The sequence below is a fragment of the Chelatococcus sp. HY11 genome (assembly GCF_018398335.1).
In the GTDB taxonomy this organism is placed as follows: Bacteria; Pseudomonadota; Alphaproteobacteria; order Rhizobiales; family Beijerinckiaceae; genus Chelatococcus.
The window spans coordinates 566,054-589,064 of sequence record NZ_JAHBRX010000002.1; the positions used below are offsets into that span (position 1 = coordinate 566,054).

Genomic DNA, 23,011 nt, shown 5'->3' on the forward strand with positions numbered 1-23,011 from the left:
ACCAAGACCTCACAGAAGTCGATGCACAGCCATGGCCGCCTAACCGAGGGACTGCCTCAACTCCGCAAAGCGCCGTTCGAGATAATCAATAGCCTCGCGCGCGGCGTCCGCTTCATCCTCGACGGGCAAAGGCGTGAGCGGCTGAAAGTTCTTGATCCCCTTTATCACCTCCCGCGCGATCTCGTCGAACTGCTCGGGAAAATTCGGGGTGCCGGCTGATCGTTGCAGCAAGATGACGACAACAGCGTGGAGCGCATTGGCGAGCAAGGCATTGAAATGTGCATTAGCCCGCCAATAGCGTATGTCGTCTTCGTCCATTCAGGCAGCGCCTCTATCCTGACCAGTTACCGTTACTTAACGTGCGGATTCAGGATTATCCAGTGAATGCTGTACATGGCGGGCAAGCCGACATCGCTCATGGTGGCAGGCGCGGGCTGTCGTGGGGGACGCCAACCCGCTGGCTATAGCTGGATGGGGATACCGCGCGCGATCGCGGCGGCCACTATCTCGCGCCGAATTTCGTCCACGGTTCTCCCCAAGAGCGGCAGCTCACGGAAGATCCTTGCAGCTTCGGCCGTGGCATCGATAGGCTCGCGACTTGTTATGGCGCGGACAAAGAGCTGCTGCATGGCGAGGCTCAGTGGCGCAACGCTCCCGGAGGAAGGAACCCCTCCAGGGTTATCCTTATTCATCGCCGTCTCCCTCTATATCGGGCGGCGGCGCGGACGGCCCGAGTGGTTCCTCGTTGGCGCAGTATGCGACTCGCACCGACAAGCGCAGTCTTATGTGAAAACTCACTCGGCACCGGGTTTTGTACGGAACCGCACCAAAGCTTGTGGAGGCCGCTCCGAGCGAGGATTAAAAGCCGCTTCGAGGGCCGGCTGGTAAACGACCCGACAACTTTTCGATCGCGAGCAAGAAGGAGTTCTGAATGGCGATGATGCAATCGGAGACACGCAATCGTCTTCTCTCAATGCTTCATCATGATGATTTTCTCACGCTTGCTCCGCATCTCCTCCCGATCGGCCTGCCAAAGGGCTATATCATCGCCCGCGCTCAGGAGGACATGACGCATGCCTATTTTTTGGAGGCGGGCATCGGGTCCATCGTCTCCCATTCCCCCGAAGGGCAACGGGCGGAAACAGGGCTCGTCGGCCGGGAGGGGGTTCTGCCCGTGGCCTTCGCCCTGGACGTATCGATAAGCTCCCATGAAGTTATCATGCAGGTCGAGGGGCACGGGTTGCAAATCGAAAGCGGCGTGTTGCGCGATGTCTTGGCTAGTCGGCCAAGGGTTCGCCAGATCATGAGCCGTTTCGCCCACGCCATGTGGATCCAGACCGCGCAGACTGCCCTTTCCAACGCTGTTCACACCGTTGAGGAACGATTGGCACGCTGGCTTCTCATGTGTCTCGATCGAATGGATGATGGAGAGATACCGCTCACTCACGAGTATATGGCGATCATGCTGGCTGTAAGGCGCGCGAGTGTCACGACCGCGCTTCACGTCCTGGAAGGCAAGCGCTTCGTTTATGCGGAGCGGGGGCGCGTGATCGTTCGAGATCGGAAAGCCCTCGAAGAATTCGCGGCCGACGCCTACGGCGCCTCCGAGCTTGAATACAGCCGCCTGATCGATTCGCTCGCCGGTTGGGGGCAACCTCTAGGCGTCCCGGCATAAACGCAAGGCGGACCGGAATCCCAACTCACCTGCGGCGCTCCGGCTGGGATAGATCCCGCAGGCCATCGCCCAGCAGATTGGTCGCCAGCACGAGCAGGAAGATCGCGATGCCTGGAATCCAGACGAGATAGGGCTTGGCGAACAGATAAGTCCGCCCCTCGGCAATCATCAGCCCCCAGGACGGCGTTGGCGCGCGAATGCCGAGACCGAGGAAGGACAGGCTCGCCTCGCTGAGGATGGCCATCGCCATTTCAAGCGTGGCGATGACCAGGATGTGATGAAAGACGTTAGGCCGGATCTGCCGCCAGATGATCGCCGGCGCAGAGGCGCCCGCCACCTGCGCGGCCGCCACGAAATCGGCGCTGCGCACCTGTTGCGTCGCTGTCCGCACCACGACCGCATAGCGATCCCAGAACAAAAAGCCGAGGACCAGGACGATGGTGAGCAATGAGCCTCCAACGAGAGAGATGACCGCGAGCGCCACCAGCAGCCCCGGCATGCTGAGGCGGCTGTTAATGATGTAGGTGATCACATCGTCGACCCGGCCGCCGAAATAGCCGCCTATGAAGCCGAGCGTCGAGCCGATGACCCCGGAGATCAGCATGGTCGAAAAGCCGACGATCAACGAGACCCGGCTGCCATAGATCAGCCGGCTGAGATAATCGCGGCCGAGATGGTCCGTGCCGAGCAAATGATCCGGCCGGCCGCCCTGCATCCAGGCAGGCGGCAGCAGGCGGCCGGACAGATTCTGGGCGACCGGGTCATAGGGCGCAATGAGGGGCGCGAAAACCGCGACAGCCACCGCCAGAAGCAGAATGGCCGCACCGAACACAAAACCGCCATGACGCAGCGCCCGGCGCAGCCGGAGGCGCCGGTCAGGCAGAGGGGCCACATAGGTTTCGGTCATCAGCCGGTCCGCCGCTGCTGCAGCCGCGGGTCGAGCCACGCGTTCAGAATGTCCGCCAGAAGCGTGAGGACGATATAGCTCACGGAGACGAACATCAGCGTCGCCTGGACGACAGGAAAGTCCCCCCGCTGGATCGAGCGGTAGGTGAGAAGGCCGATGCCATCGATCGCGAACACGGATTCGACGATCACCGATCCACCGAGGAGGGTGCCGAGTTGTACCGCCGACAGCGAGATGAGCGGCAAGATGGCATTGAGCAGCGCATGCCGGACCATGATGCGTGTGCCGGACACGCCCTTGGAGCGCGCCGTGCGGATATAATCCTGATCGAGCACCTCCAGCATGCCCGAGCGCGTCATGCGCATCAGCGCTGGAATGGCGCCTATCGCCAGAACGACGATCGGCATCACATAGTGGAGCGGTGTCGTGGATCCCGAGATCGGCAGCCACCGCAGCGTGACGCCGAACAGGCTGACCATCATGAGCGCCAGAAAGAAGCTCGGCACGGCCTGTCCGGCAAGCGCCAGGGCGCTGACCAGGCGATCGAGCCAGGAATTGGGGTGAAGCGCCGCCAGCATGCCGAGCGGCAGGCTCACCACGATCGCCAGGATCAATGCCCCGACCGCGAGAATGGCGGTCGTGCCGATACGCGCCAGGAACAACGTCGACACGGCCTCGCGGCTGAAGAAGGATTCCCCCAGGTCACCGCGGAACGCGCCGGCCAGCCATTGCGCGTATTGCGCAAGCAGCGGTTTATCGAGACCCATCTGACGGCGGACGGCCTCGATCTGTTCGGCGGTAGCGTTTTCACCCGCGAGCGTGGCAGCCAGATCACCGGAGAGATGCAGCAGCGCGAACCCCACCAGCGACACCGTCAGCATCACGAGCAGTGAAACGATCACCTTGCTACGTATGAAGCCCCACATTGCCTAGTCCGCTAAAGCATCGGCCCGAAAAGTGAAACGCGGTTTTCGGACAAGGCCGATGCGCAAACAAATGGCTATGGCACCGGACCGGATACCGTATCCGGTCTGGTGCCGTAGCCGCCTTACTTCGCCCAGGCGGCGAGCGAAATATCGGGAAAGTCGATGGCTGGCGCCGGGAATTTCACCTGATCGGAGGTCACATAGGTCGCAACCGCGCCGTAGAGCGGCAGCACATAGGCCTCTTCATTGATGCGCGTCAGCGTCTTGCGATAGAGCGCCTCCCGTTCAGCCTTGTCCATGGTGCGCGAGGCGGCCGCGTTCCATGCGGTAATGTCCTTGTCCTTGACGTAGTCCGTCGAGGACCCGTTGAAGAAGATGCCGAGCGAGTTGGAAATATCGAGCGACGACACGCCGCTTCCCCAGCCGACGATGCTCATCTGCGACTCGCCCTTGATGAAGCGTTCGCGCCAGGCCGGAAGCGGCAGGGTCTCGAGATTGACCTTGACGCCGATCGCCGACAGATACCCCTGCAGGGCCTCCCCGATCGGGCGCAGGCTCGCCTCCGCCATCAGCGTCACGGCGAAGCCGTCGGGATAGCCGGCCGCTTTCATCAGGGCCTTGGCCTTCTCGCGATCGAAATCATAGACCGGCTTCACATCGGTGATGCAGAAACGTTGGGACGGATTGCAGTCTGTCGCCAGCACCGCGGCATCCGGGCTGACGAGGCCGTGCACCATCTCCGGCTTGTTGACCGCATAGGAGATGGCACGCCGCACATCGGCATTGGCGAGCGGATTATTGTCCTTGCCCGCGACATTCATGCTGAGAAAGAACATCCGGGTGGACTGGCCTGTCTCGATGACAACGCCCGGCGCGCCCTGCAGGGCGATCGTATCGGCAGGACTCAGCGAGAGCGCCATGTCGATGCCGCCCGACATGATTTCGGCGATCTGGGTCTGGGTCTCCGGAATGACGCGGACCTCGATCGTCCCGATGGTCGGCTTCGCGCGTGGGCCTTCGAAATAATCGGCGTTCTTGACCAGCGTGTAGGATGAGCCCTTCTGCATGCTCTTCAGCGCATAGGGACCAGTACCGACAGGCTTGGTCGCATGGACCATGTGGCCGTTGGCTTCAGTATATTCGTTGGGCCAGATGCCGATGCGTGAGGCCAAAACGTTCTCGAAGGTCGGCTCTGGCTGCTTCAGCGTCAGCTTCACCGTGAAATCGTCGATCTTCTCAACGGCGGCGATATTGCCGAAATCCTGCTGCTGTTGGCGGAACTTGTTGTCCATGTTCATGAGCTGGCGGAAGGTGTAGACCACATCGTCAGCGTTGAACGCCTCGCCGTTCTGGAACTTCACGCCTTCACGCAGCTTGAACTCAACCGTTTTGTCGTCCGTCCACTTCCAGGAGGACGCCAGCAACGGCTTGAATTCCCCGGTGGCGCGATCCGCATAGATCAGCGTGTCGAAAAGGATGGTACCGAACAGGTCGGAATCAGCGCTGCTGGTGTGGATGGAATCGACGAAATCCGTTTCGCGGGCGACGGCGACCCGGAGTGTATCGTCAGCTTGACCAGCCCACGCGGTTGCGGCAGTCAGGACGAGCGGAACGAGGAACAGGAAGCGTGTGGACCGAATGAGTCGATTCTTCATGCCTTTGTTCCCTTCATAGGCCACATTACTTGCGCTCCTCTGCTTATACTTAGAATGTGGAGGGGGGCAAGAAGGGAGCAGTCCGGCGTGGAACGCTATTTTTCAAAAGATTATTCCGAGGCTCGGCAGCGTTTCCTTGCGGGAGCAGAGGCAAGGCCCATCGCCATCGCGACTTATGAGAACCCAGCGCGAGGGCCCGCCGGCGAGGCCTTGTTCACCGACGTGGCGCGCATCGGCCCCGCATCGGCGCGCCGTGTGCTGGTTCTGGAATCCGGGCTGCACGGGGTGGAAGGCTATGCCGGCTCCGCCATCCAGCTCGCGGCGCTGGAGAGCGTCGAACTGCCGGCAGACGGTGATGTGGCGCTCCTGCTCGTTCACGCCATCAATCCGTGGGGCTTCGCCTCGAACTGTCGTTTCAACGAAGACAACATCGATCTCAACCGGCATTTCATTGATTGGGACGTGCCGGGCAATCTCGACAATCCGGGCTATCGCGATATCGCGGATTTCCTGATCCCCGCTGATTTCTCCGCGGAGGCGCTTGCCGCTTCGGACGCGAAACTCGAAAGCTACCGGCAGGATAAAGGCGAGCAGGCGCTGCGTTCGGCCATCAAGCTCGGCCAATATTCCCATCCGGAAGGGCTCTACTTTGGCGGGATGAAGCCCTCCTGGTCGGCGCGCACGGTCCAACGCATCGCGGAGGAGCATCTGCGGGCGGCCGAATTCTGCGGCTTGATCGATGTCCATACCGGCCTCGGCCCTTTTGGCTTCGGAGAATGCCTCAGCGGCATGGCGCCGGACAGCGAGGAAGGCCAGCGCTGCAGCGCCTGGTATGGCCATGTCGCTCATACCAAGAGCCCGAAAACCGACTATGCCGGAAGCGCCGCCTCTATCCTGGACGGTTACAAGCGCGCCGCACCCTGGCCGGTCTGGACACCGATCGGGCTGGAATTCGGGACACGATCGGAACAGGTGGTGCGCGACGCCGTACGCTTCGACGGCTGGCTGCACCTCAACGGCGGCGCTTCGAACCCCCGCGCCAGCGCGGTCAAGGCCATGATGCTCCATGCCTATCGTCCTGACGAGGCCGAATGGCGCGCCGCGGTGGTCACCCGTGGCCAGGAGGTCGTCGGCCTCGGGCTCGCAGGAATTTCAGGTGAGGGTCTACGGCCGAGGCCAGCCTAAACCGAATAGCATCTCAAGACCAATGCCGCACGATGTCCGCGGCCGCGCGCTCGCCGCTCGCGGCTGCGCCCGTGACAAGCGATTGCGCGAGGTAGTCGCCGCAGAAATAGACCCGGCGCCGGACCGCTGACTGGCGGTCGCGGAAGCGGGCGACGGTACTGGTATAGCCGGGATAGAAGACCGGCAGCTTGCGCGCGATCCACTGGTTGTGGATGTCGACGCAGTCACGGTCCAAAGCCGGATAAAGGGAGAGCACACGTTCCTTCACCAGCTCATCGAGCCTGTCGGTCATGTCCCGGCGCGATGCATCCTCCACCGCTTCAGGCGATAGCTGGGCATAGAGCTGCGGGGCCTGCCCCGTTGCATCGTTGCCAGGAACCTGCTGCCATGTGGCGAGCGGGCCAGATGCGTCACGGGTGAAGAAATTCATGGCTGGTGCCACCTGGCAGCCGAGCTGGTAGTGGACGATGCCAAGCGCGTTGTAGCGCACGCCATCAAGGAAACGCCGGTCTTCGTCCTCCAGATCGGGGAAGAGCGCGGCGGCAAGCGAGCCCTCGGTCGCGCAGACGACGAGATCGGCTTCATGCACGATCGGCTCGCCCTGCCGCTCCGCATGGATGCGGCAGGGGCCGACATCAGGCGTCTCGATCGCCATGACGCGGGTGTCGCAGTTCACGGTCAGACCGGCGGCAAGCGCAGCCGGAAGCTTGCCCATGCCGCCGGCGAGCACGTGGACGGTGTCCCGCCCGACCATATGCGGCGTGACCGAAGCGAAAAAAGCGGCCGAGACGTCCTCGGTGTTCCAGCTGCGTGTCCCACGGAAGACAGGCTCGATCATGCGCGCGAGCACGGCCGGACCAAGGGCCTGGCGGATATAAGCCGCAAGGGTCACGTTATCCTGCGCCAGCGCCGATGCCGCATCATCAGGGTCGGTATGGGCTCGTGCGGCAAGCGCGTGCAAGCCGAAGGTCAGGAAACGCAACCGCTCGGTCAACGACAAGCCGGGCGTAAGGAGGCTTCTTATCCCCGGCATCAGCTCGACCGGCCAGCGCCCATCCCCACCCACGCATTCGGCTGAAAGACGCCGCACCGGGATCAGTGCCGGTGTCAGGCCGATTTCATCGAGCAACCTGTTGAAAGGCCGGCTGAAGGCATAGAGAAGCCGGGCGCCCGCATTGAATTGGATGCCCCGGACCTGCCGGTCGCCGACACGCCCTCCCGGTATATTCCCGGCCTCCAGCACGCGCACGTCGTGACCCGCCTGCCCGAGCCTGCGCGCCGCGACGAGCCCGGCAATGCCTGCGCCGATGATGACGATGCGTTGCCCGCTCACGGCCGCAGCGCCTCCGGCCCGGTGATGAGTTCGATCAGCGCCGGACCGTCCGCCGCCAAGGCCGATGCGAGGGCCGGCGCGAAAGCCTCGGTGGTCTCGACCCGGAAGCCATTCGCGCCGAAGGCCCGCGCATAGGCCGAGAGATCGACAGGTGACAGATCGGTGCCGACCGTGCGGCCGAAATGCCTGCTCTGGCTGGCCGCAATCGCGCCATAGCTGCTGTTGTTGACGACGATGACAACCACGGGGAGCTTGTGCAGCACGGCGGTGGCGAGTTCCTCGCCATGCATCAGAAAGCAGCCGTCACCCGCCATCGCCACAACCCGCCGCCCCGGGCACGAGGCCTGCACACCGATCGCCGCTGACAATCCGTAGCCCATGGCCCCGCTTTTGGGGCCGAGCTGCGTGCCATAGACGGAATGGGGGAAATACCGTTGCGGCCAATGGGCGTAGGCGCCGGCTCCGACCGTGAGCATGGCATCCGCCGGCAGCGCCGCGCGCAGAACCCGACAGATCTCGCGCATGTCAATCGGCCCCTTGCCCGGCCGGCCGACGGTAAATGCCTCCCGCGCCGCACGCAGCGCGCTCCGCCAGTGTGACCAGTCGGGCAGGCGATGCGCGGACAGCGATTGACCAAGCGGCTCGAACAGGGTCTCGGCCTCGGCGCAAACGGGCAGCGCGGCGCGATAGACGCGATTGAGTTCGCTGGCATCCGGGTGAATATGCACCAACGTCTGGATCGGCTGCGGCGCCGCAAGCAGGCGGAAGCCCTCGAAAACCCCCGGGCCGAACGTATTGATTTCCCCGAGCCGCATGCCGGCCACGATGACGAGATCGGCCCGCGCGACCGCATCGAGCACAGCGGGGTCGGCCCCTATGCCCAACTCGCCGACGAAGCAGGAATGATCAGCGGGCATGAGATCGCGGCGGCGATAGGACGTCACCACCGGCAGGCCCGTGGTCTGCGCGAGGTCTCGCAGCGCGGCCACGCCGGCCCGCGACCATCCGGTGCCGCCGACGACAAGGACGGGGTTGCTCGCCCCGGCCAGCATCGCCGCGATGGCATCGACCTCGGCGAGAGGCACCCGCGGCCGCGTGATGACGGGCGGGGACAAGACCGGCGCGTCAACGGTCTGGGCCCAGACATCCTCGTTGACAGCCACAACGACGGGGCCACGCTGTCCCGTCATGGCCGTCGCCCAGGCACGCGAGAGCATTTCCGGCAGGCGGGCCGCATCGGAGCAGGTTCCGATCCACTTCGCGACAGGCGCGAAGGCCAGCGAGAAGTCATTGTCGAGGAACGGCTCCCTCCCCGCCTGGCGCAGCGGCGGCTGGCCGATGACAAGGATCATCGGGGCGGCGTCGGTAAAGGCGGTATGAAGCGCGAGCGCTGAATTGAGCGCGCCGGGCGCGCGCCCGGCGAGACAGATGCCCGGCTTTCCGAGCGCATGTCCGGCTGCCTGCGCCATATAAGTCATCCCGGCTTCGTGGCGGCACGAGATCAACGGCGCCCCGATATCGGCAAGCGCATCGAGCGCTTCAAGGATCCCTTCACCGGGCACATGGAACACGGGGCCGCAATCCCAATGCCTCAGTGTCCGCGCGAAGAGCTGCGCCCCTGTCATCCCGGCTTGTTCCACTCCGGCGTGTCCTGGCATCGCTTCTGCGTCCCTCGTGCTGCCGGTCCATTTGTCGCAAACCTTGGCCAGGCCGCAACCACACCCTGTGCGGAACCGGCCGCGAATGGACGGATTTCCAAAAAGCTATGCCCGGAAGAAAAAAGTCGTGCTCTGGCCAGATCGCATTAGGCCGCCGATACTCCACACTGAAAAAATCCGCATGCAATACTCGTCTAGCGGACAAGAGAGTGGAACGTGAGATGAGCGACGACGCCAATTCCGCAATCATGATGGACCGCCGCCAAGTGCTGCTGTTCGGTTCGGCAGCTCTTATCTCCGGCGCCATGATGCCGAGCACGGCATCGGCCGCGGCGGGAACACTGGTCATGACCATCAATCCCGAGCCTAACGCGATGGTGAGCGCCTTCAACACGGCCTCGCCCGTCGCCGTGATCTCCGGCAAAATGACGGAAGGGCTCGTCCACTATGATTTCGGGCTCAATCCGCAGCCGGAACTCGCGACGTCTTGGGAGATCGCGCCGGATGGCCTGTCCATGACCTTCAAGCTGCGGGACGGAGTCAAATGGCATGATGGCAAGCCATTCAGCTCCGCTGACGTGGCCTATTCGATCATGGAAATCCTCAAGCAGCACCATCCGCGCGGCCGTGGCGTTTTTGCCAAGGTAACGGCTGTTGAAACGCCTGATCCCCTGACCGCGATCATCAGGCTCAGCGAACCGACGCCTGCCATGATCTACGCGCTGGCGGGCTGGGAATCGCCGATGCTGCCGAAACATGTCTACGAGGGCAGCGAGGTTCTCAAGAACCCGGCCAATAATGCGCCGATTGGAACGGGGCCCTTCAAATTCGTGGAATGGCAGCGCGGCAGCCATATCATCCTGGAAAAGAACCCCGACTACTGGGACAAGGGCAAGCCACTCCTCGATAAATTGATCGTGCGGATCTACCCGGAGCCGAGCGCGCGCGTCGCGGCGTTCGAGGCCGGCGAGTTGAATCTCGGTGGTGACGGGCCGATTCCGCTCAATGAGGTCAAGAAGTTCCAGGACAATCCGGCGTTCAAGGTGGAAACGCGCGGCACGGAGATGAACAACAGCCTCGACGTGCTGGAAACGAACTTGCGCAACGAACATCTCGCCAAGCCCGAGGTGCGCAAGGCGCTCATGCACGCCATCAATCGGGATCTCATGGTCAAGACGGTGTGGTATGGGCTGGCCCAGCCCCTGACCGGCCCCATTCCGCAGACGCTGCCGCATTTCTACAGCGCCGATGTGCCATCCTATCCCTACGACGTGGCCAAGGCAGAGGCTTTGCTCGACGCGGCGGGATACAAGAAGGATGCGAAAGGCACCCGGTTCAAGCTCCGGCTCATCTATCCGACCACGGGCGACACCTATGATAGGGCCGGGCAGTTCCTGCGTCAGCAATTCCGCAGGATCGGCGTGGAGCTCGACCTGCAGACCGCTGACGTGCCGACTTTCATCCGGCGGGTCTATGGCGAGTATGATTTCGACCTCTCGATGGTCCCAGCATCGGCAACGGCCGACCCCTCCATCGGATTGCAGCGCTTCTACCATTCGGCGGCGGCCAAGCAGGGAACGCCCTTCGTGAACGCATCCGGCTACAAGAATCCGGAAATGGACGATGTCCTGTCCAAGGCGGCCGTCGAGCCAAACGCGAGCAAGCGTGTGGACCTGTTCAAGCGGTTCCAGCAAATCGCCATGGAGGACCTGCCTATTCTTCCCCTGGTAAGGCCGATTTACGTCACCATCGCCAGCGCGAAAGTACAACACTTCGTAACCGGCCCGGAAGGCGTGCGGAGCCATTATTCGACACTGAGCCTGGGGTGAGGCGGAGCGGGACTGTTGTCCGATCGCCTTGCATTTCTCTGTGCCGGGTGTGCCTGCGGCGGAGCCGTGTTCTGGACATAAACTTGAGATTGCGGAACGAGCGCGCCGCCATGGGCGCGGTCGGGCGCGCATCCGCAAACCAGCCCATCTCGACACCGTCCGTCTGATCAAACGAGAACCTGATGTCAGCACCGCGACGCAATCTGCCGCTTCGTTTCATCGGCAGGAGACTTCTACAGGCCCTGCTGACGATCCTCGGCATTGCGATCATCAATTTCTTCCTTCTGCAACTGGCGCCCGGCGACGCGGCGGACGCGCTGGCCGGCGAGGCGGGGACCGCCGATGCGGAATACCTGGCCAATCTCAGACGGGAATTCGGTCTGGACCGGCCCTTATGGGAACAGCTCGCGGCCTTCCTGATGCGGATCGCCACATTCAACCTCGGCTATTCCTTCCGTTACGGCGAGAATGTGTCCACGCTGATCCTGGGGAGGCTTCCGGCCTCGCTGCTCTTGATGGTGGCGAGCATCCTCATCGCGCTCATGGTCGGCGTTATCTTCGGCGTGACCGCCGCGCGGTACTTCAATCGCTTGCCGGACCGGCTGATCTCGCTGCTGGCTCTTCTTTTCTACGCCACGCCGCCTTTCTGGATCGGCCTCATGATGATCGTCGTCTTCTCGGTGTGGCTCGGCTGGGCACCGACCGGCGGCATGCGCGACATCACCGCGCAGGATCGCGGATTTGCAGGCGTGCTCGACGTGCTCCGGCACCTTGCCCTGCCCGCTTTGACCCAGGCGTTCTTCTATCTCGCCATCTACACCCGGCTGGTGCGCGCAGGCATGCTGGAAGTTATGAGCCTCGACTACATCCGTGTTGCGCGCGCCAAGGGTGTCTCGGAACAGCGCATCGTCTATCGCCATGCGCTGCGCAACGCGGTGCTGCCGCTGATCACCGTGGTGGGAACGAATATCGGCGGCTTCCTCGGCGGCGCCGTGCTGACGGAGACGGTGTTCTCCTGGCCGGGCATCGGCCGGCTGATGTTCGACGCCATGATGCAGCGCGATCTCAATCTGCTGCTGTCGATTCTCGTTCTCAGCTCGGTTTTCGTCGTTCTCGCCAATCTGGTGGTGGACCTCATCTATCCCTTTATCAATCCGACGGTGGAGCTGCGGTAATGCGCTACGTCCGGCTTGCCCTGCGGAACTGGACCATGGCGCTCGGCATCCTGCTGCTGGCTGCCGTCGTGATGATGGCGCTGACGGCGCATCTCATCTTTCCGGGCGATCCCTACGAGATGGTCGGCGTTCCCCTCACCTGGCCGGGGCAGGAGCCCGAGACGCTGCTCGGCACCGACAGCCTCGGCCGCGATATGGCCGCCGGCCTGTTCTACGGCGCGCGCGTGTCGCTGCTGGTTGGCTTTTGCTCAGCCTTCGTAGCGGCGACGGTCGGTGTCCTTGTCGGCGCCTTCGCCGGCTACTATGGCGGGTGGACTGACGATGTGCTGATGCGCATCACCGAGCTATTCCAGACCACCCCGCAGTTCATGCTGGCGCTCGCTGTCGTCGCCGTTCTCGGGCCATCGGTTACGGTCATCATCTTCTCACTGGCCGTGGTATCCTGGCCGACAGTCGCCCGCCTCGTGCGTGGAGAATTCATCGTCATGCGCGATCGTGCCTTCGTGCACAGCTGCGTCGTGACCGGCATGAGCGACCTGCGCATCATCTTCGCGCAGATCCTGCCCAATGTCGTGCCAGTCATCATCGTCATGTCCACGATCCTGGTCGCGACCGCGATCCTGATGGAATCGGCGATCTCCTTCCTGGGCTTCGGAGATCCGAATGTGCTGACCTGGGGCACCATGATCGGCATGGGGCGAGGCCAGCTGCGTGACGCCTGGTACATCATCGCCATTCCCGGAGTGGCGCTGCTGCTCACCGCGCTTGCGCTCAATCTGGTTGGCGAGGGCCTGAATGACGCGCTCAACCCGCGCCTGAGACAAATGAAGGGACGATAGAGCGCCCGCCCCCAACGGCGCCCTTACGGCATATCCGTCGGCACCAGCCGCTGACGGGCCTGTTTTGGCGTCAAGCCGAAATGCGCGCGGAAGGCCGAGGTGAAGCTCGCCTGATGGCGGAAGCCGACAGCCTGGGCGACAGTGGCGATCGGCGTGTCGCTTTCCGCCAGCAACTGCATGGCGCGATGCATGCGGTGGCGGTTGCGATAGGCGAAGATCGTCGTGCCATATAGCAGCCGAAATCCGCTTTTCAGCTTGGTGGCGTTCGTGCCGAGCTTTCGGGCCAACCTCGGAATGGTCTGCGATTCAGAGAAGTCGCTCGCCAGAACGTCGCGGGCGCGATCGAACATGGCGAGTTCACGGGCGGTGAAGACGATCGACTGCTCCTCGGCCTTGCCACCGCGGTCGACGGCATCGACGGAGAGCACAAGAAGCTCGATGATACGGGCGGCCGCCAGCGGAAGCCCCCTCGGGCCGGTAAACTTGATCTCGAACAGATCGCGCAGGAGACGCAGGAACTCCGGATCGATCTTCTGCTCCGACATGGCCATCGTGCCCTCGCGGGGCGAAAGCAACTGCTGCGCCATGCTGTGCGAGACATCCATGCCGAAGCTCCCCGCGAGGAGATCCGGCCGGACGTAGAAGCTCGCCATCTTGTAGGTTCCGGGCTGGCAGACGACGTCGTAAGCCATGCCCGCCGCCTGCTGGCAGACGATCAGCGAGACGTTGGTGGGGGCGGTGGCGTCCCTCTCTTGAGGAAGAGAGAGTTCAACCGGCCCCTCAAGCAGAAAATGGAACTCCAGCAAGCCTTCAGCGGCCACGCGCTCATGGCGAATCGTGAAGTATTCGCAGTCCGTCAGAACCGCGAATATGCCCTCGGAAGGAGACAGGAAACGCCACGCCCCCCTTCCCTCCTTCGCGGGCAGATCAAAGCACGCGTGGAACAGGCCGAGACGTTCGTCGACTTGGAGCTTGACATCGGATTTTGCCAGGTTGCGAAACGTGGCGGAAACCGTTCCCTCCGGCCCTCCGAAATAGGCGCGGAACAGCCCTTTTTTATGCGCCGCGTCTTCACAATCGTCCATTCTTGTCTCCAGCCCGCTCGCACGGTCTGGACAAATTATCATCGATTGTGAAGATTCGGCACGCAGGCGTCTCCGTTCGGCGATCAACATCGCCTAAAGGTCGGATCGGACGTGCCAGAGTTCGGGAAAAAGCTCGACCTCAAGCATCCGGCGCAGATAGGAAACGCCGCCGGTGCCGCCGGTGCCGCGCTTGAAGCCGATGATGCGCTCCACTGTGGTGACGTGGTTGAAGCGCCAGCGCCGGAAATAGTCCTCGAAGTCGACGAGCTTCTCCGCCAGCTCGTACAACGGCCAATAGTGCTGGGGATCGGCATAGATCTGCCGCCACGCCTCACGCACCTTGGGGTTGATAACGCGGGTCTGGCGGATGTCGGCGCGGGGTTCGTCACCGACATCGAAGCCATTGCGCTGGAGAAGCGCGATCGCCTCGTCGTAGATCGAGGGCTCGGACAGGATGCTATCCAGCTGGCCGAGGGTTTCCGGCCGGTGCTCATGCGGCCGCAGCATGGCCAGGTTACGGTTGCCCGCCAGATATTCGATGGCCCGGTACTGCCAGGACTGGAAGCCTGAGGATTGGCCGAGCGATGGCCGCATGATGTTGTATTCGGACGGCGTCATGGTCCTGAGCACATCCCAGGCCGAATTGAGCTGGTCGAAGATGCGGGCGACCCGCGTCAGCATCTTGAACGCGGGCTGCAGCTGGTCGACTCGCAGCGCCCGCGAGGCCGAGCGCATCTCATGGATGGCGAGCTTCATCCATAGTTCCGAAGTCTGGTGCTGGATGATGAACAGAAGCTCGTCATGCGCGCCCGAGAGCGGCTTCTGTGCATTCAGCACCTCATCGAGATGCAGATAGTCGCCATAGGACATCTTGCGGTCGAAGGACATTTCCGCGCCTTCGACGGATGGATCGTAAGGCTCGGTCATGTCACGGCTGCCTTGTGATGATAATCAGGCGTGTCCCAGAGCCGCTTATCCAGAACCTCGGCCAGCACGGCCACAGCCTTGTCGATATCGGCCTCGCCGAGATAGAGCGGCGTGAAGCCGAAACGTATGGAATCAGGAGCGCGGAAATCCCCGATGACCCCCTTGGCGATCAAAGCCTGCATGACCGCATAGGCGTGGGGGTGGCGGAAGGACACTTGGCTTCCGCGCGCCGCCGGGTCGCGCGGACTGCCGAGTTCAAGGCCCGGGCAGGCGGCTTCCACTCCGGCGATAAAGCGCTCGCTCAACAGGATCGACTGGGCGCGCACATCACTCAGCGCGACGTTTTCCCAGATGTCGAGGGCAACGTCGAGCACGGTCAGTGCGATGACCGGCGGGGTGCCGACACGCATCCGCTCGATTCCGGGTGCCGGGCGATAGTCGAGGTCGAAGGCGAAAGGCGCGTCATGGCCCATCCAGCCGGACAGGCTGGGGCGGGCGCGGTCGGCATGGCGCGGCGCGACATAGATGAAGGCCGGCGCGCCGGGTCCGCCGTTCAGATATTTATAGGTGCAGCCGACGGCGAAATCCGCGTCCGCGTCCGTCACATTCACAGCGAGGGCACCGGCGGAATGCGCCAGATCCCAGACCGTCACGGCGCCGGCGGCATGGGCCTTGGCGGTGAGGCGCTTCATGTCATGGAGGCGCCCCGTGCGATAGTCGACCTCGGTGAGGAGCGTGACGGCGACACGCTCGTCGATGGCGCCCTCCACCTCCTCGGGCTTGACGACCTTCAGCTCGTAACCACGCCCCAGCGAGGCGAGGAGCCCTTGGGCGATATAGAGATCCGATGGGAAATTGCCGCTGTCTGACAGCACGATGCGCCGTTCGGGCACGAATTCGAGCGCCGCCGACAATGCCTGATAGACTTTGATGGACAAGGTATCGCCCATCACCACCGTACCGGGCGCGGCGCCAATCAGCCGTGCCACCCGGTCGCCGACCTTGCGCGGCTGCACATACCATCCGGCGGTATTCCAGCCGCGGATCAGTTGATCGCCCCATTCCCGTGTCAACATCCGCGCGAGGCGCTCGCCGGCGGCAACCGGCAGCGGCCCGAGCGAATTGCCGTCCAGATAGACGACGCCGTCAGGGATATGGAAGGCTGCGCGGGTCTTGGTGAAATCGGTCATGCGCCTCGGTCCTGATCAAGCGGCCACTGAACGGATGACGATCGCCTTCTTGCGGAGAAATCGGCGAAAGCCACCGTAACCATAGCGCGTGCCTCCGAGGCCCGAGCAGCCGAACGCGGTTTTCTCGGCGCGGGCACCGACACCGCCCATCGTGTCGAAATCATTGATCCACAACCCGCCCGCATTGATGCGGCTGCCGATCGCGATCGCCTTGGCCTCCTCGCCTATGACGGCCGCGGAGAGCCCGAATTCCGTGTCATTGGCCAATCTGACAGCGTCCTCGTCCGTATCGAAGGCCATGATCGGAACAATGGGACCAAAGGTCTCGTCGCGCATGACCGCCATGTCCTGCGTGACGTCGACCAGAACGGTCGGCTCGCACCAGAGCCCGCCGTCATGCGAGATGATTCTGCCGCCGGCCAGCACCTTGGCGCCCTTGGCGAGCGCATCGGCGAGCTGGTCGCGCAGTATGTCCGCCTGACGGGCGAAGATCACCGGCCCGATTTCCCCCTGCTTGATGTCGGCGGTGTTCATGATGAGCGCCTTCATGCGCGCGACGACCCGCTCGCATACGGCCTCGTAGACGCCACGCTGCACATAGACGCGCTCGATGGCGCAGCAGAGCTGGCCCGCGTTCTCCACTGACCCGCGCACGATGATCTCCGCCGCGAAATCGGGCTCGGCACCGTCCAGCACGACAGCCGGATCGCTGCCGCCGAGTTCGAGGAACACGGTCTTGAACTGGGCGGCGGCGCGCTCCTGCACCTTACGGCCGGTACGCACCGAGCCCGTGAAGACCAGCGTGTCGGTGAGATCCACGATCATCGCGCCCGTCTCGCCATCACCCTCGAAGACATCGAGCACGTCCCGCAGATGCTCGACTTCCGCAATGGCCGCGCGGAAGGGCTTGATGAAGCGTGGCGTGACCTCCGACGGCTTGATGGCGACGGCCGAGCCGGCGAGCAGTGCCGTGATGGCGTCGATCATGCAGAGGATAAGGGGGTAGTTCCACGGCGAGATTATGCCCACCAGTTCGTAGGGAACGTGCTGTTGCTGGAAGCGCAGCGTCGGATCGGAGGAAGAGCCGGTCGCCTCCGCGAGCGCCTCGGCCGCCGTGGCGCAGCGCATACGCGTAATGCCCTTGAGGCCCTCGATTTCATTGACCGACCACTCGTAACGACCGGTGTCGGCGCAGAGCGCCTTAAGGATCGCGTCATAGTGGCGATCCACCGCATCGCACAGGGCCAGCATCGCCTTCGCCCGGCCATCGATGCCCAACGCCAGCCATGCAGGCTGGCCAGCGCGCAGTTCCGCGCAGCGCGCCTCCAGCGCCTCACGGCTCAGGGGCGTTATCGCATAGTCATTGGCGCCGGTACGCGGATTGCGGATATCGAGCGTGCGGGTCATCGTGCATCCTCTTGTCTCGACCAGAAGATGGCCGAGCGTCCCGCTCCTGCAAAGGGGCGCGTGTCGCGTCCTGCCGAATTCCAAAAAGTTAGGGCTGGCGAAGAAAAAGCGAAAGCTGTTATCGGCTGCCGCAAGCGGATTAACTGGCGGAACCGAGAAGGAGACGACCATGCGGCGATTCATCGAAGATCTGGCCCAACGCGGCGAACTTGGCGTCGTGCGCCGTCCGGTCAATCCGCGCCACCAGCTCGCGGCCGTCACCAAGGCCGTCCAGAAGGCGGGCGAGCAGGCGGTGCTGTTCGAAAAGGTCGAGGGCACGGCCCTTCCGGTCGTATCCAACCTCTACGGCAGCCACGACCGGCTTTGCCGGCTGATCGGCGCCGGCGACGGCAAGACCTTCTGCCAACGATGGATCGAGCTCACGGACGCCTGTATCGCGGCGCAAGACGATGACGTGCTGGAACAGGCGCCCGCCTCGGTCCAGTCCGAATTCGTCGCGGGCCAGCTCTCGGACCTGCCGGCTGTCACCTATCACGCCCGAGATGCGGGCCCCTATTTCACATCGGCCATCTTCCTGGCACGCGAGCCCGACAGCGGCGTGCCGAACCTGTCCTTCCACCGCGCCATGCAGGTCTCGGATGAGGAATTGCGGGTCCGCCTCGGCTCGACGCACGACCTCGCCCGCTACCAGGCCAAGGCGGAACAGCGCGGGCAGCCGCTGGAGGCCGCGCTGCTCCTGTCCTGCCCGCCGGACATCTTCCTTGCCGCCTGCGCCTCCCTGCCCTACGAGGCGTCAGAACTGGCGATGGCCGCCAAGATCAGCGGCGGCAAGCTCGCGATGCGGCGCTGTGAGACGATCGACCTCGACGTCCCCGCCTCGGTGGATATCGTGGTCGAGGGCCGCTTTCTGCCCAACGTCAAGCGGCCGGAAGGACCATTCGGCGAATTCATGGGCAATTACGTCGGCGTCGGCGACAACCATGTCTTCGAGGTCAGCCATGTGAGCTACAGGCCCGGCGCCGTCTTCCACGGCCTGGTATGCGGCTCACCGGAGGACCTGCGGCCGCTGGAGGCCGTCACCGCGGCCCGCATCTATCGCCACGTGGCCTCTCAGATGCCTGGCGTCATCGATGTCTGCTGCCGCCCCAACGTGATGATTTCCATCATCAAAATCCGAAAAACCTACGAGGGCCAGGGCAAGCATGCCATCCTCGCGGCGCTCGGTTCCCATCTCGACTACAACAAGGTCGTCATCGTGGTGGACGAGGACGTGGACATCTACGATCTCGACGACGTGATGTGGGCCTATATGACGCGCGGCCGCGCCGATACCCGCGCGATGATCCTGAACGACATTCCCGGTTTCTATCGTGACCCCCACAAGGATCATTGGGGTCGGCTCTGCATCGACGCGACCATGCCCTTCGGCCGCGAGGCGGAATTCGCGCGCAAGACCATCCCCGGCGAGGACGCGGTCGATCTCAGCCAATGGCTGGAGTGATGCGACCCGTTTCAGGCGCGGCTTCGCCACATGGCGCATCCGTTGTGCCGGTCGCTTAAAAGCTTCGCCCGATTGCGCAAGCGCCCGGCATTCCGCGCCCGCCGGCCTTCGTTAAGGTCTCCTCCAGAGCATCGGCCCGAAAAGTGGAACGCCTTTTTTGGGCAAAGCCGATGCACGAACAAAGAGCTGCGGCACCGGGCCGGAAACGGCCCGATGCCGCAGCAACATGAGGAGCTTCACCTATGAAGAACCGGATCTTCTCCGGAGCACCGTCCGAGGACTTCGCCGGCTATGCCAAGGCGGTGATCGACGGCCCGACGATTTATGTCTCGGGCACGATGGGGCAGGATGCCACGGGAGCCTTGCCCGAAGGCGTGACGGAACAGGCACGCAATGCGCTCGCCTCCATCGACGCGGCACTGGTCAAGGCAGGCGCCAGCCTGAAGAACGCGGTCGCCTGCCGCGTCTACATCACAGATCCCGGTTATCTCAAGGAGGTGGCGCTCGTCCTGGGCGAGGTCTTCCGGGATATCCGCCCGACCAACACGCTCCTTGTCTGCCAGCTTCCCGCACCCGGTGCCAAAATAGAGATCGAGGTGACGGCCTCGACGCGCGTGTAGCGGTCTGTGGACATGCAGCATTCCCCCAGATGTCGTTACCGGAGAGAAACCGCGGATGACATCTGAGGGGCTTCCCGGTCACTTTCCCGGTATGAGGCCCTGAGGCCTGAACCGCAGCACAACAATCAGAATCACCCCCATCACCAGGAGCCGCATATGTGCGGCGCTTTCCATCAGATGCTGTTTGAGAGCCGATCCGTCGGCCATGCCGGCTGTGGCGAAGGCCATCAGGCTATTGCCCCAAGGCTCGACCTGAACCCAAAGATACCAGATCAGAAAGCCCCCCAGCACCGCGCCAAGATTGCTGCCGGAACCACCGACCACGACCATCACCCAGATCAGGAAGGTGAAGCGCAGGGGCTGGAACGCGCCCGGGGTGAGCTGCCCTTCCATGGTGGCGAGCATCGCGCCCGCAATGCCCAGCACGGCGCAACCAAGAACAAAGATCTGCAGGTGCCTGCGCGTCACGTCCTTGCCCATCGCGGCGGCGGCCACCTCGTTGTCGCGGATGGCGCGCATCATGCGCCCCCAGGGGGAATGCAGCGCTGCCTCCGACAACAAGACGAGCACCAGCAGCACCGCGAGGAACATGCCGGCATAGATGAGCTTGATGGCCACGGCCGAGGCGGCGACGGAATCGGCACCGATCCATGAGGCCAGCGAGAGGAAGCTCTGGCTAGCCTGAAGGTCCACCTCGAAAGGAACGGGACGGGGAATATCGACAACGTTTTTGACGCCGCGATCCAGCCAGTCTTCGTTCTTCATCACCGCGATGACGATTTCGGCAATACCGAGCGTCGCGATGGCGAGATAATCCGAGCGCAACCCGAGCGCGGTCTTGCCGATGAGCCAGCCGGCACCCGCCGCGAGCAGGCCGCCGACCGGCCATGACAGGAGCACGGGTAGCCCGAGACCGCCGATATTGCCCTGCAGCGCGGGATTGATCGCCTCGACGGCGGCGACGGCGGGATCGAGGATCCAGCGATAGACAACGAGGCCGGAGATCAGCAGCACGGCGAGGGCGAGGATCCGCGCCCGGCCTCGCGGCAGCCGCCGGTGAAGCAGCGCCGCGGCGGCGATGACTGCCGCGCCGAACAGCAAGGCCGCCAGGATACGGAAACCTCCGGCCTGCCAGGCGCCGGGCACGGGATCGAGCGCGACGAGAACTGTCGCCAGACCGCCGAGGGCGACAAAGCCCATCGTGCCGACGTTGTAGAGGCCGGCATAGCCCCACTGGATATTGACCCCGAGCGCCATGATCGCGGAGATCAGGCCCATGTTGACGATCGTCAGCGCCGCATTCCAGCTCTGCGTCAGGCCGGTGAGCGCGATCAACGCGCCGACGACGAGGAAAAGCAGGAGGTTGCGCGTGGTCTGGCTCATGCTGCCCTGCCGCGAAAGATGCCGGTTGGCCTGAACAGAAGGACGAGAACAAGAACAATGAAGCTGACAGCGACCTTGTAGTCGGTGCTCAGGAGCTGCAGCAGCCCCTCCGGTTGCCAGCCGGATGGAAGCAGGTAGGTTGCGACCTTCTTGAAACTGTAGGTGAACAAGATTTCGGAGAAGGCAACGACGAAGCCACCGGCAACGGCCCCCAGCGGATTGCCGAGCCCGCCGACAACGGCAGCGGCGAAAACAGGCAGCAGAAGCTGGAAATAGATGATCGGCCGGAATGACTTGTCGAGGCCATAAAGGACGCCCGCAAGCGTGGCGAGCGCCGCCGATAGTATCCAGACGATCCTGACGACGCGCTCGGGATCGATGCCCGAAAGCAGAGCGAGGTTCTCATTATCGGAAAAAGCCCGCATGGACTTCCCCGTGCGGGTGCGTTTCAGGAACCAATGCAGCCAGCCGACGGCGAGGACCGTGGTCGCAAGAGTGATGACTTGCGTCGTACGCAGCGCCATCGTCTCCGCCAGCCCCGTCCACTGGCGGAACTGCGCGGCGGTGAAGACGAAGCGCGCCCCGTCCGCGAACTGGCGATCGTCGACCCCGATGAAGATGCGGACCAGCCCACCCATGACGAACATGACGCCCAGCGAGGTCATCACGAGCGTGATCGAGTGGACCCTCTTCATGCGATAGGGTCGATAAACCAGCCGATCAGTCGCCAGAACCACGAGGATGGTGGCGAGGACGCCGACTGGCAGGGCGAGCAGCGCGACCGGCAGCGGCGCGATGCCCACCCCGGCGGCCTGCAGCGCCCATGTCGCCAGGATGGTCGCCATCGTGCCGAAGGCCATGGTGTCGCCGTGCGCGAAATTCGAGAAGCGCAGGATGCCATACACCAGGGTCACCCCCAGCGCGCCGAGCGCCAGTTGGCAGCCATAGGTCATGGCCGGCAGCAGGACGAAATTCGTGAAGGCGACGAGCGCGTTGAGCACATCCATGCCGTCAGCCCCCCAAAAAGGTGCTGCGCACCTCCGGGTCGGCGAGCAATTCCTTGCCTGTTCCGGTGAAGCGGTTCGCGCCCAGCACCAGCACGTAGCCTCGGTCGGCGATCTCGAGGGCCTGCCGGGCGTTCTGCTCCACCATCAGGACCGTGACACCGATGCGTGCGATATCGATGATGCGGTCGAACAATTCATCCATGACAATGGGGCTGACGCCAGCCGTTGGCTCGTCGAGGAGGAGCACGGACGGTTCGGTCATCAGGGCACGGCCGACGGCGACCTGCTGGCGTTGGCCTCCCGAAAGCTCCCCGGCGGCCTGGAAGCGCTTGTCCTTGAGCACGGGAAATAGCGCATAGACCTGTTCCATCGTCCCGCTGAAATCGTCGTGCCGCAGGAAGGCGCCCATCTCGAGGTTTTCCTCCACCGTCATGGACGGAAAAACGTTCTCGGTCTGCGGCACGAAAGCCATACCCTGGGCGACGCGCTCCTGTGGTCGAAGCCGCGTTATGTCCTCGCCGCCCAGCCGCACGCTCCCCTCGCGCAGTTGCAGCATGCCGAAGATGGCCTTCATGGCCGTCGACTTGCCTGCGCCGTTGGGGCCTACGATGACGGCTATTTCGCCCTTCTCGACAGCGATGGTGCAGCCGTTGAGGATGTCGGCGCCGCCGTAGCCGCCCGTCATGCCAGCGCCAACCAAAAAGGGGGA

21 protein-coding genes are annotated in these 23,011 nt (G+C 63.5%); 7 read left to right on the forward strand and 14 right to left on the reverse strand.

Translation table 11 applies throughout. From position 1 onward, the window contains the following. Positions 1-39 precede the first annotated feature (39 nt). Together KIO74_RS23585 and KIO74_RS23590 are read right to left on the reverse strand one after the other, a co-directional pair. Positions 40-318: a hypothetical protein gene (locus tag KIO74_RS23585; RefSeq protein WP_213337329.1), complete on the reverse strand. Its 279-nt coding sequence runs from the start codon at positions 316-318 to the stop codon at positions 40-42. A gap of 143 nt (positions 319-461) precedes the next feature. After that, positions 462-692 (reverse strand): hypothetical protein, encoded by a 231-nt coding sequence (locus KIO74_RS23590; RefSeq protein ID WP_213337331.1) that lies wholly within the window; start codon positions 690-692, stop codon positions 462-464. Between the two features lie 239 nt (positions 693-931). On the opposite strand from KIO74_RS23590, the gene KIO74_RS23595 reads away from it, so the two are divergent. Beyond that, positions 932-1,675: a Crp/Fnr family transcriptional regulator gene (locus KIO74_RS23595; protein ID WP_213337332.1), complete on the forward strand. Its 744-nt coding sequence runs from the start codon at positions 932-934 to the stop codon at positions 1,673-1,675. Positions 1,676-1,700: 25 nt separating this feature from the next. On the opposite strand, the gene KIO74_RS23600 is transcribed toward KIO74_RS23595, so the two are convergent. From KIO74_RS23600 to KIO74_RS23610, 3 genes are all read right to left on the reverse strand, one after another. After that, positions 1,701-2,582, reverse strand: a complete 882-nt coding sequence (locus KIO74_RS23600; protein ID WP_213337333.1) for an ABC transporter permease — start codon at positions 2,580-2,582, stop codon at positions 1,701-1,703. Further along, positions 2,582-3,508: an ABC transporter permease gene (locus tag KIO74_RS23605; protein WP_213337334.1), complete on the reverse strand. Its 927-nt coding sequence runs from the start codon at positions 3,506-3,508 to the stop codon at positions 2,582-2,584. Before KIO74_RS23605 ends, KIO74_RS23600 begins: the two co-directional genes overlap by 1 nt. 122 nt (positions 3,509-3,630) lie before the next feature. After that, entirely contained in the window at positions 3,631-5,163 is a 1,533-nt protein-coding gene (locus tag KIO74_RS23610) for an ABC transporter substrate-binding protein (RefSeq protein WP_213337335.1), read from the reverse strand. Positions 5,164-5,250: 87 nt separating this feature from the next. On the opposite strand from KIO74_RS23610, the gene KIO74_RS23615 reads away from it, so the two are divergent. Beyond that, positions 5,251-6,348, forward strand: coding sequence for a DUF2817 domain-containing protein (locus KIO74_RS23615; protein ID WP_213337337.1), 1,098 nt, complete (start codon positions 5,251-5,253; stop codon positions 6,346-6,348). A 13-nt stretch (positions 6,349-6,361) separates the two neighbouring features. On the opposite strand, the gene KIO74_RS23620 is transcribed toward KIO74_RS23615, so the two are convergent. Both KIO74_RS23620 and KIO74_RS23625 read right to left on the reverse strand, forming a co-directional pair. Beyond that, complete coding sequence (locus KIO74_RS23620) at positions 6,362-7,681, reverse strand: protoporphyrinogen/coproporphyrinogen oxidase (RefSeq protein ID WP_213337340.1); 1,320 nt, start codon at positions 7,679-7,681, stop codon at positions 6,362-6,364. Further along, positions 7,678-9,306 carry a thiamine pyrophosphate-dependent enzyme gene (locus KIO74_RS23625; protein ID WP_213337342.1) on the reverse strand — a complete coding sequence of 543 codons (1,629 nt, stop codon included), beginning with the start codon at positions 9,304-9,306 and terminating at the stop codon, positions 7,678-7,680. Before KIO74_RS23625 ends, KIO74_RS23620 begins: the two co-directional genes overlap by 4 nt. Positions 9,307-9,560: 254 nt before the next feature. Between KIO74_RS23625 and KIO74_RS23630 the strand changes: the two genes are divergently transcribed. The 3 genes from KIO74_RS23630 to KIO74_RS23640 all read left to right on the forward strand — a co-directional run bounded on the left by KIO74_RS23630 (position 9,561) and on the right by KIO74_RS23640 (position 13,182). Then, a complete protein-coding gene (locus KIO74_RS23630) occupies positions 9,561-11,168 on the forward strand; it encodes an ABC transporter substrate-binding protein (RefSeq protein WP_213337344.1) in 1,608 nt (535 codons plus the stop codon). 182 nt (positions 11,169-11,350) lie between these two features. Beyond that, on the forward strand, positions 11,351-12,343 hold the full coding sequence (locus KIO74_RS23635) for an ABC transporter permease (protein WP_213337346.1): 993 nt from the start codon (positions 11,351-11,353) through the stop codon (positions 12,341-12,343). Then, a complete protein-coding gene (locus KIO74_RS23640) occupies positions 12,343-13,182 on the forward strand; it encodes an ABC transporter permease (RefSeq protein ID WP_213337348.1) in 840 nt (279 codons plus the stop codon). The genes KIO74_RS23635 and KIO74_RS23640 overlap by 1 nt, the downstream gene beginning before the upstream one ends. A gap of 23 nt (positions 13,183-13,205) precedes the next feature. Here the strand turns inward: KIO74_RS23640 and KIO74_RS23645 are convergent, their stop codons facing one another. The 4 genes from KIO74_RS23645 to KIO74_RS23660 form a co-directional block, all read right to left on the reverse strand. After that, positions 13,206-14,267, reverse strand: a complete 1,062-nt coding sequence (locus KIO74_RS23645; RefSeq protein ID WP_213337350.1) for a helix-turn-helix transcriptional regulator — start codon at positions 14,265-14,267, stop codon at positions 13,206-13,208. A 93-nt stretch (positions 14,268-14,360) separates the two neighbouring features. Next, entirely contained in the window at positions 14,361-15,194 is an 834-nt protein-coding gene (gene kynA / locus KIO74_RS23650) for a tryptophan 2,3-dioxygenase (RefSeq protein WP_213337352.1), read from the reverse strand. After that, complete coding sequence (gene kynU / locus KIO74_RS23655) at positions 15,191-16,384, reverse strand: kynureninase (protein ID WP_213337355.1); 1,194 nt, start codon at positions 16,382-16,384, stop codon at positions 15,191-15,193. Before kynU ends, kynA begins: the two co-directional genes overlap by 4 nt. A 15-nt stretch (positions 16,385-16,399) precedes the next feature. Continuing rightward, complete coding sequence (locus KIO74_RS23660) at positions 16,400-17,791, reverse strand: aldehyde dehydrogenase family protein (RefSeq protein WP_213337358.1); 1,392 nt, start codon at positions 17,789-17,791, stop codon at positions 16,400-16,402. Between the two features lie 169 nt (positions 17,792-17,960). On the opposite strand from KIO74_RS23660, the gene KIO74_RS23665 reads away from it, so the two are divergent. Together KIO74_RS23665 and KIO74_RS23670 are read left to right on the forward strand one after the other, a co-directional pair. Continuing rightward, the gene (locus KIO74_RS23665) at positions 17,961-19,292 is read left to right on the forward strand and encodes a UbiD family decarboxylase (RefSeq protein ID WP_213337361.1); all 1,332 of its coding nucleotides are present in this window, start codon (positions 17,961-17,963) and stop codon (positions 19,290-19,292) included. Positions 19,293-19,534: 242 nt separating this feature from the next. After that, positions 19,535-19,912, forward strand: a complete 378-nt coding sequence (locus tag KIO74_RS23670) for a RidA family protein (protein WP_213326509.1) — start codon at positions 19,535-19,537, stop codon at positions 19,910-19,912. A 78-nt stretch (positions 19,913-19,990) separates the two neighbouring features. On the opposite strand, the gene KIO74_RS23675 is transcribed toward KIO74_RS23670, so the two are convergent. From KIO74_RS23675 to KIO74_RS23685, 3 genes are read right to left on the reverse strand one after another with little or no spacing between them, the layout of a single operon-like run. Then, positions 19,991-21,295, reverse strand: coding sequence for a branched-chain amino acid ABC transporter permease (locus KIO74_RS23675; RefSeq protein ID WP_213337364.1), 1,305 nt, complete (start codon positions 21,293-21,295; stop codon positions 19,991-19,993). After that, a complete protein-coding gene (locus tag KIO74_RS23680; protein ID WP_213337367.1) occupies positions 21,292-22,302 on the reverse strand; it encodes a branched-chain amino acid ABC transporter permease in 1,011 nt (336 codons plus the stop codon). Before KIO74_RS23680 ends, KIO74_RS23675 begins: the two co-directional genes overlap by 4 nt. A gap of 4 nt (positions 22,303-22,306) precedes the next feature. Continuing rightward, complete coding sequence (locus KIO74_RS23685) at positions 22,307-22,987, reverse strand: ABC transporter ATP-binding protein (protein ID WP_213337369.1); 681 nt, start codon at positions 22,985-22,987, stop codon at positions 22,307-22,309. Positions 22,988-23,011 lie beyond the last annotated feature (24 nt).

Excerpts from the sequence above, each read along its gene's own strand:
- KIO74_RS23590 (WP_213337331.1), bottom strand. The coding sequence starts at position 692 with ATGAATAAGGATAACCCTGGAGGGGTTCCTTCCTCCGGGAGCGTTGCG.
- kynU (WP_213337355.1), bottom strand. The coding sequence starts at position 16,384 with ATGACCGATTTCACCAAGACCCGCGCAGCCTTCCATATCCCTGACGGC.
- KIO74_RS23630 (WP_213337344.1), top strand. The coding sequence starts at position 9,561 with ATGAGCGACGACGCCAATTCCGCAATCATGATGGACCGCCGCCAAGTG.
- KIO74_RS23600 (WP_213337333.1), bottom strand. The coding sequence starts at position 2,582 with ATGACCGAAACCTATGTGGCCCCTCTGCCTGACCGGCGCCTCCGGCTG.
- KIO74_RS23665 (WP_213337361.1), top strand. The coding sequence starts at position 17,961 with ATGCGGCGATTCATCGAAGATCTGGCCCAACGCGGCGAACTTGGCGTC.
- kynA (WP_213337352.1), bottom strand. The coding sequence starts at position 15,194 with ATGACCGAGCCTTACGATCCATCCGTCGAAGGCGCGGAAATGTCCTTC.
- KIO74_RS23610 (WP_213337335.1), bottom strand. The coding sequence starts at position 5,163 with ATGAAGAATCGACTCATTCGGTCCACACGCTTCCTGTTCCTCGTTCCG.
- KIO74_RS23625 (WP_213337342.1), bottom strand. The coding sequence starts at position 9,306 with ATGACAGGGGCGCAGCTCTTCGCGCGGACACTGAGGCATTGGGATTGC.
- KIO74_RS23680 (WP_213337367.1), bottom strand. The coding sequence starts at position 22,302 with ATGGATGTGCTCAACGCGCTCGTCGCCTTCACGAATTTCGTCCTGCTG.
- KIO74_RS23660 (WP_213337358.1), bottom strand. The coding sequence starts at position 17,791 with ATGACCCGCACGCTCGATATCCGCAATCCGCGTACCGGCGCCAATGAC.
- KIO74_RS23675 (WP_213337364.1), bottom strand. The coding sequence starts at position 21,295 with ATGAGCCAGACCACGCGCAACCTCCTGCTTTTCCTCGTCGTCGGCGCG.
- KIO74_RS23635 (WP_213337346.1), top strand. The coding sequence starts at position 11,351 with ATGTCAGCACCGCGACGCAATCTGCCGCTTCGTTTCATCGGCAGGAGA.
- KIO74_RS23605 (WP_213337334.1), bottom strand. The coding sequence starts at position 3,508 with ATGTGGGGCTTCATACGTAGCAAGGTGATCGTTTCACTGCTCGTGATG.
- KIO74_RS23670 (WP_213326509.1), top strand. The coding sequence starts at position 19,535 with ATGAAGAACCGGATCTTCTCCGGAGCACCGTCCGAGGACTTCGCCGGC.
- KIO74_RS23595 (WP_213337332.1), top strand. The coding sequence starts at position 932 with ATGGCGATGATGCAATCGGAGACACGCAATCGTCTTCTCTCAATGCTT.
- KIO74_RS23685 (WP_213337369.1), bottom strand. The coding sequence starts at position 22,987 with ATGACGGGCGGCTACGGCGGCGCCGACATCCTCAACGGCTGCACCATC.
- KIO74_RS23640 (WP_213337348.1), top strand. The coding sequence starts at position 12,343 with ATGCGCTACGTCCGGCTTGCCCTGCGGAACTGGACCATGGCGCTCGGC.
- KIO74_RS23585 (WP_213337329.1), bottom strand. The coding sequence starts at position 318 with ATGGACGAAGACGACATACGCTATTGGCGGGCTAATGCACATTTCAAT.
- KIO74_RS23645 (WP_213337350.1), bottom strand. The coding sequence starts at position 14,267 with ATGGACGATTGTGAAGACGCGGCGCATAAAAAAGGGCTGTTCCGCGCC.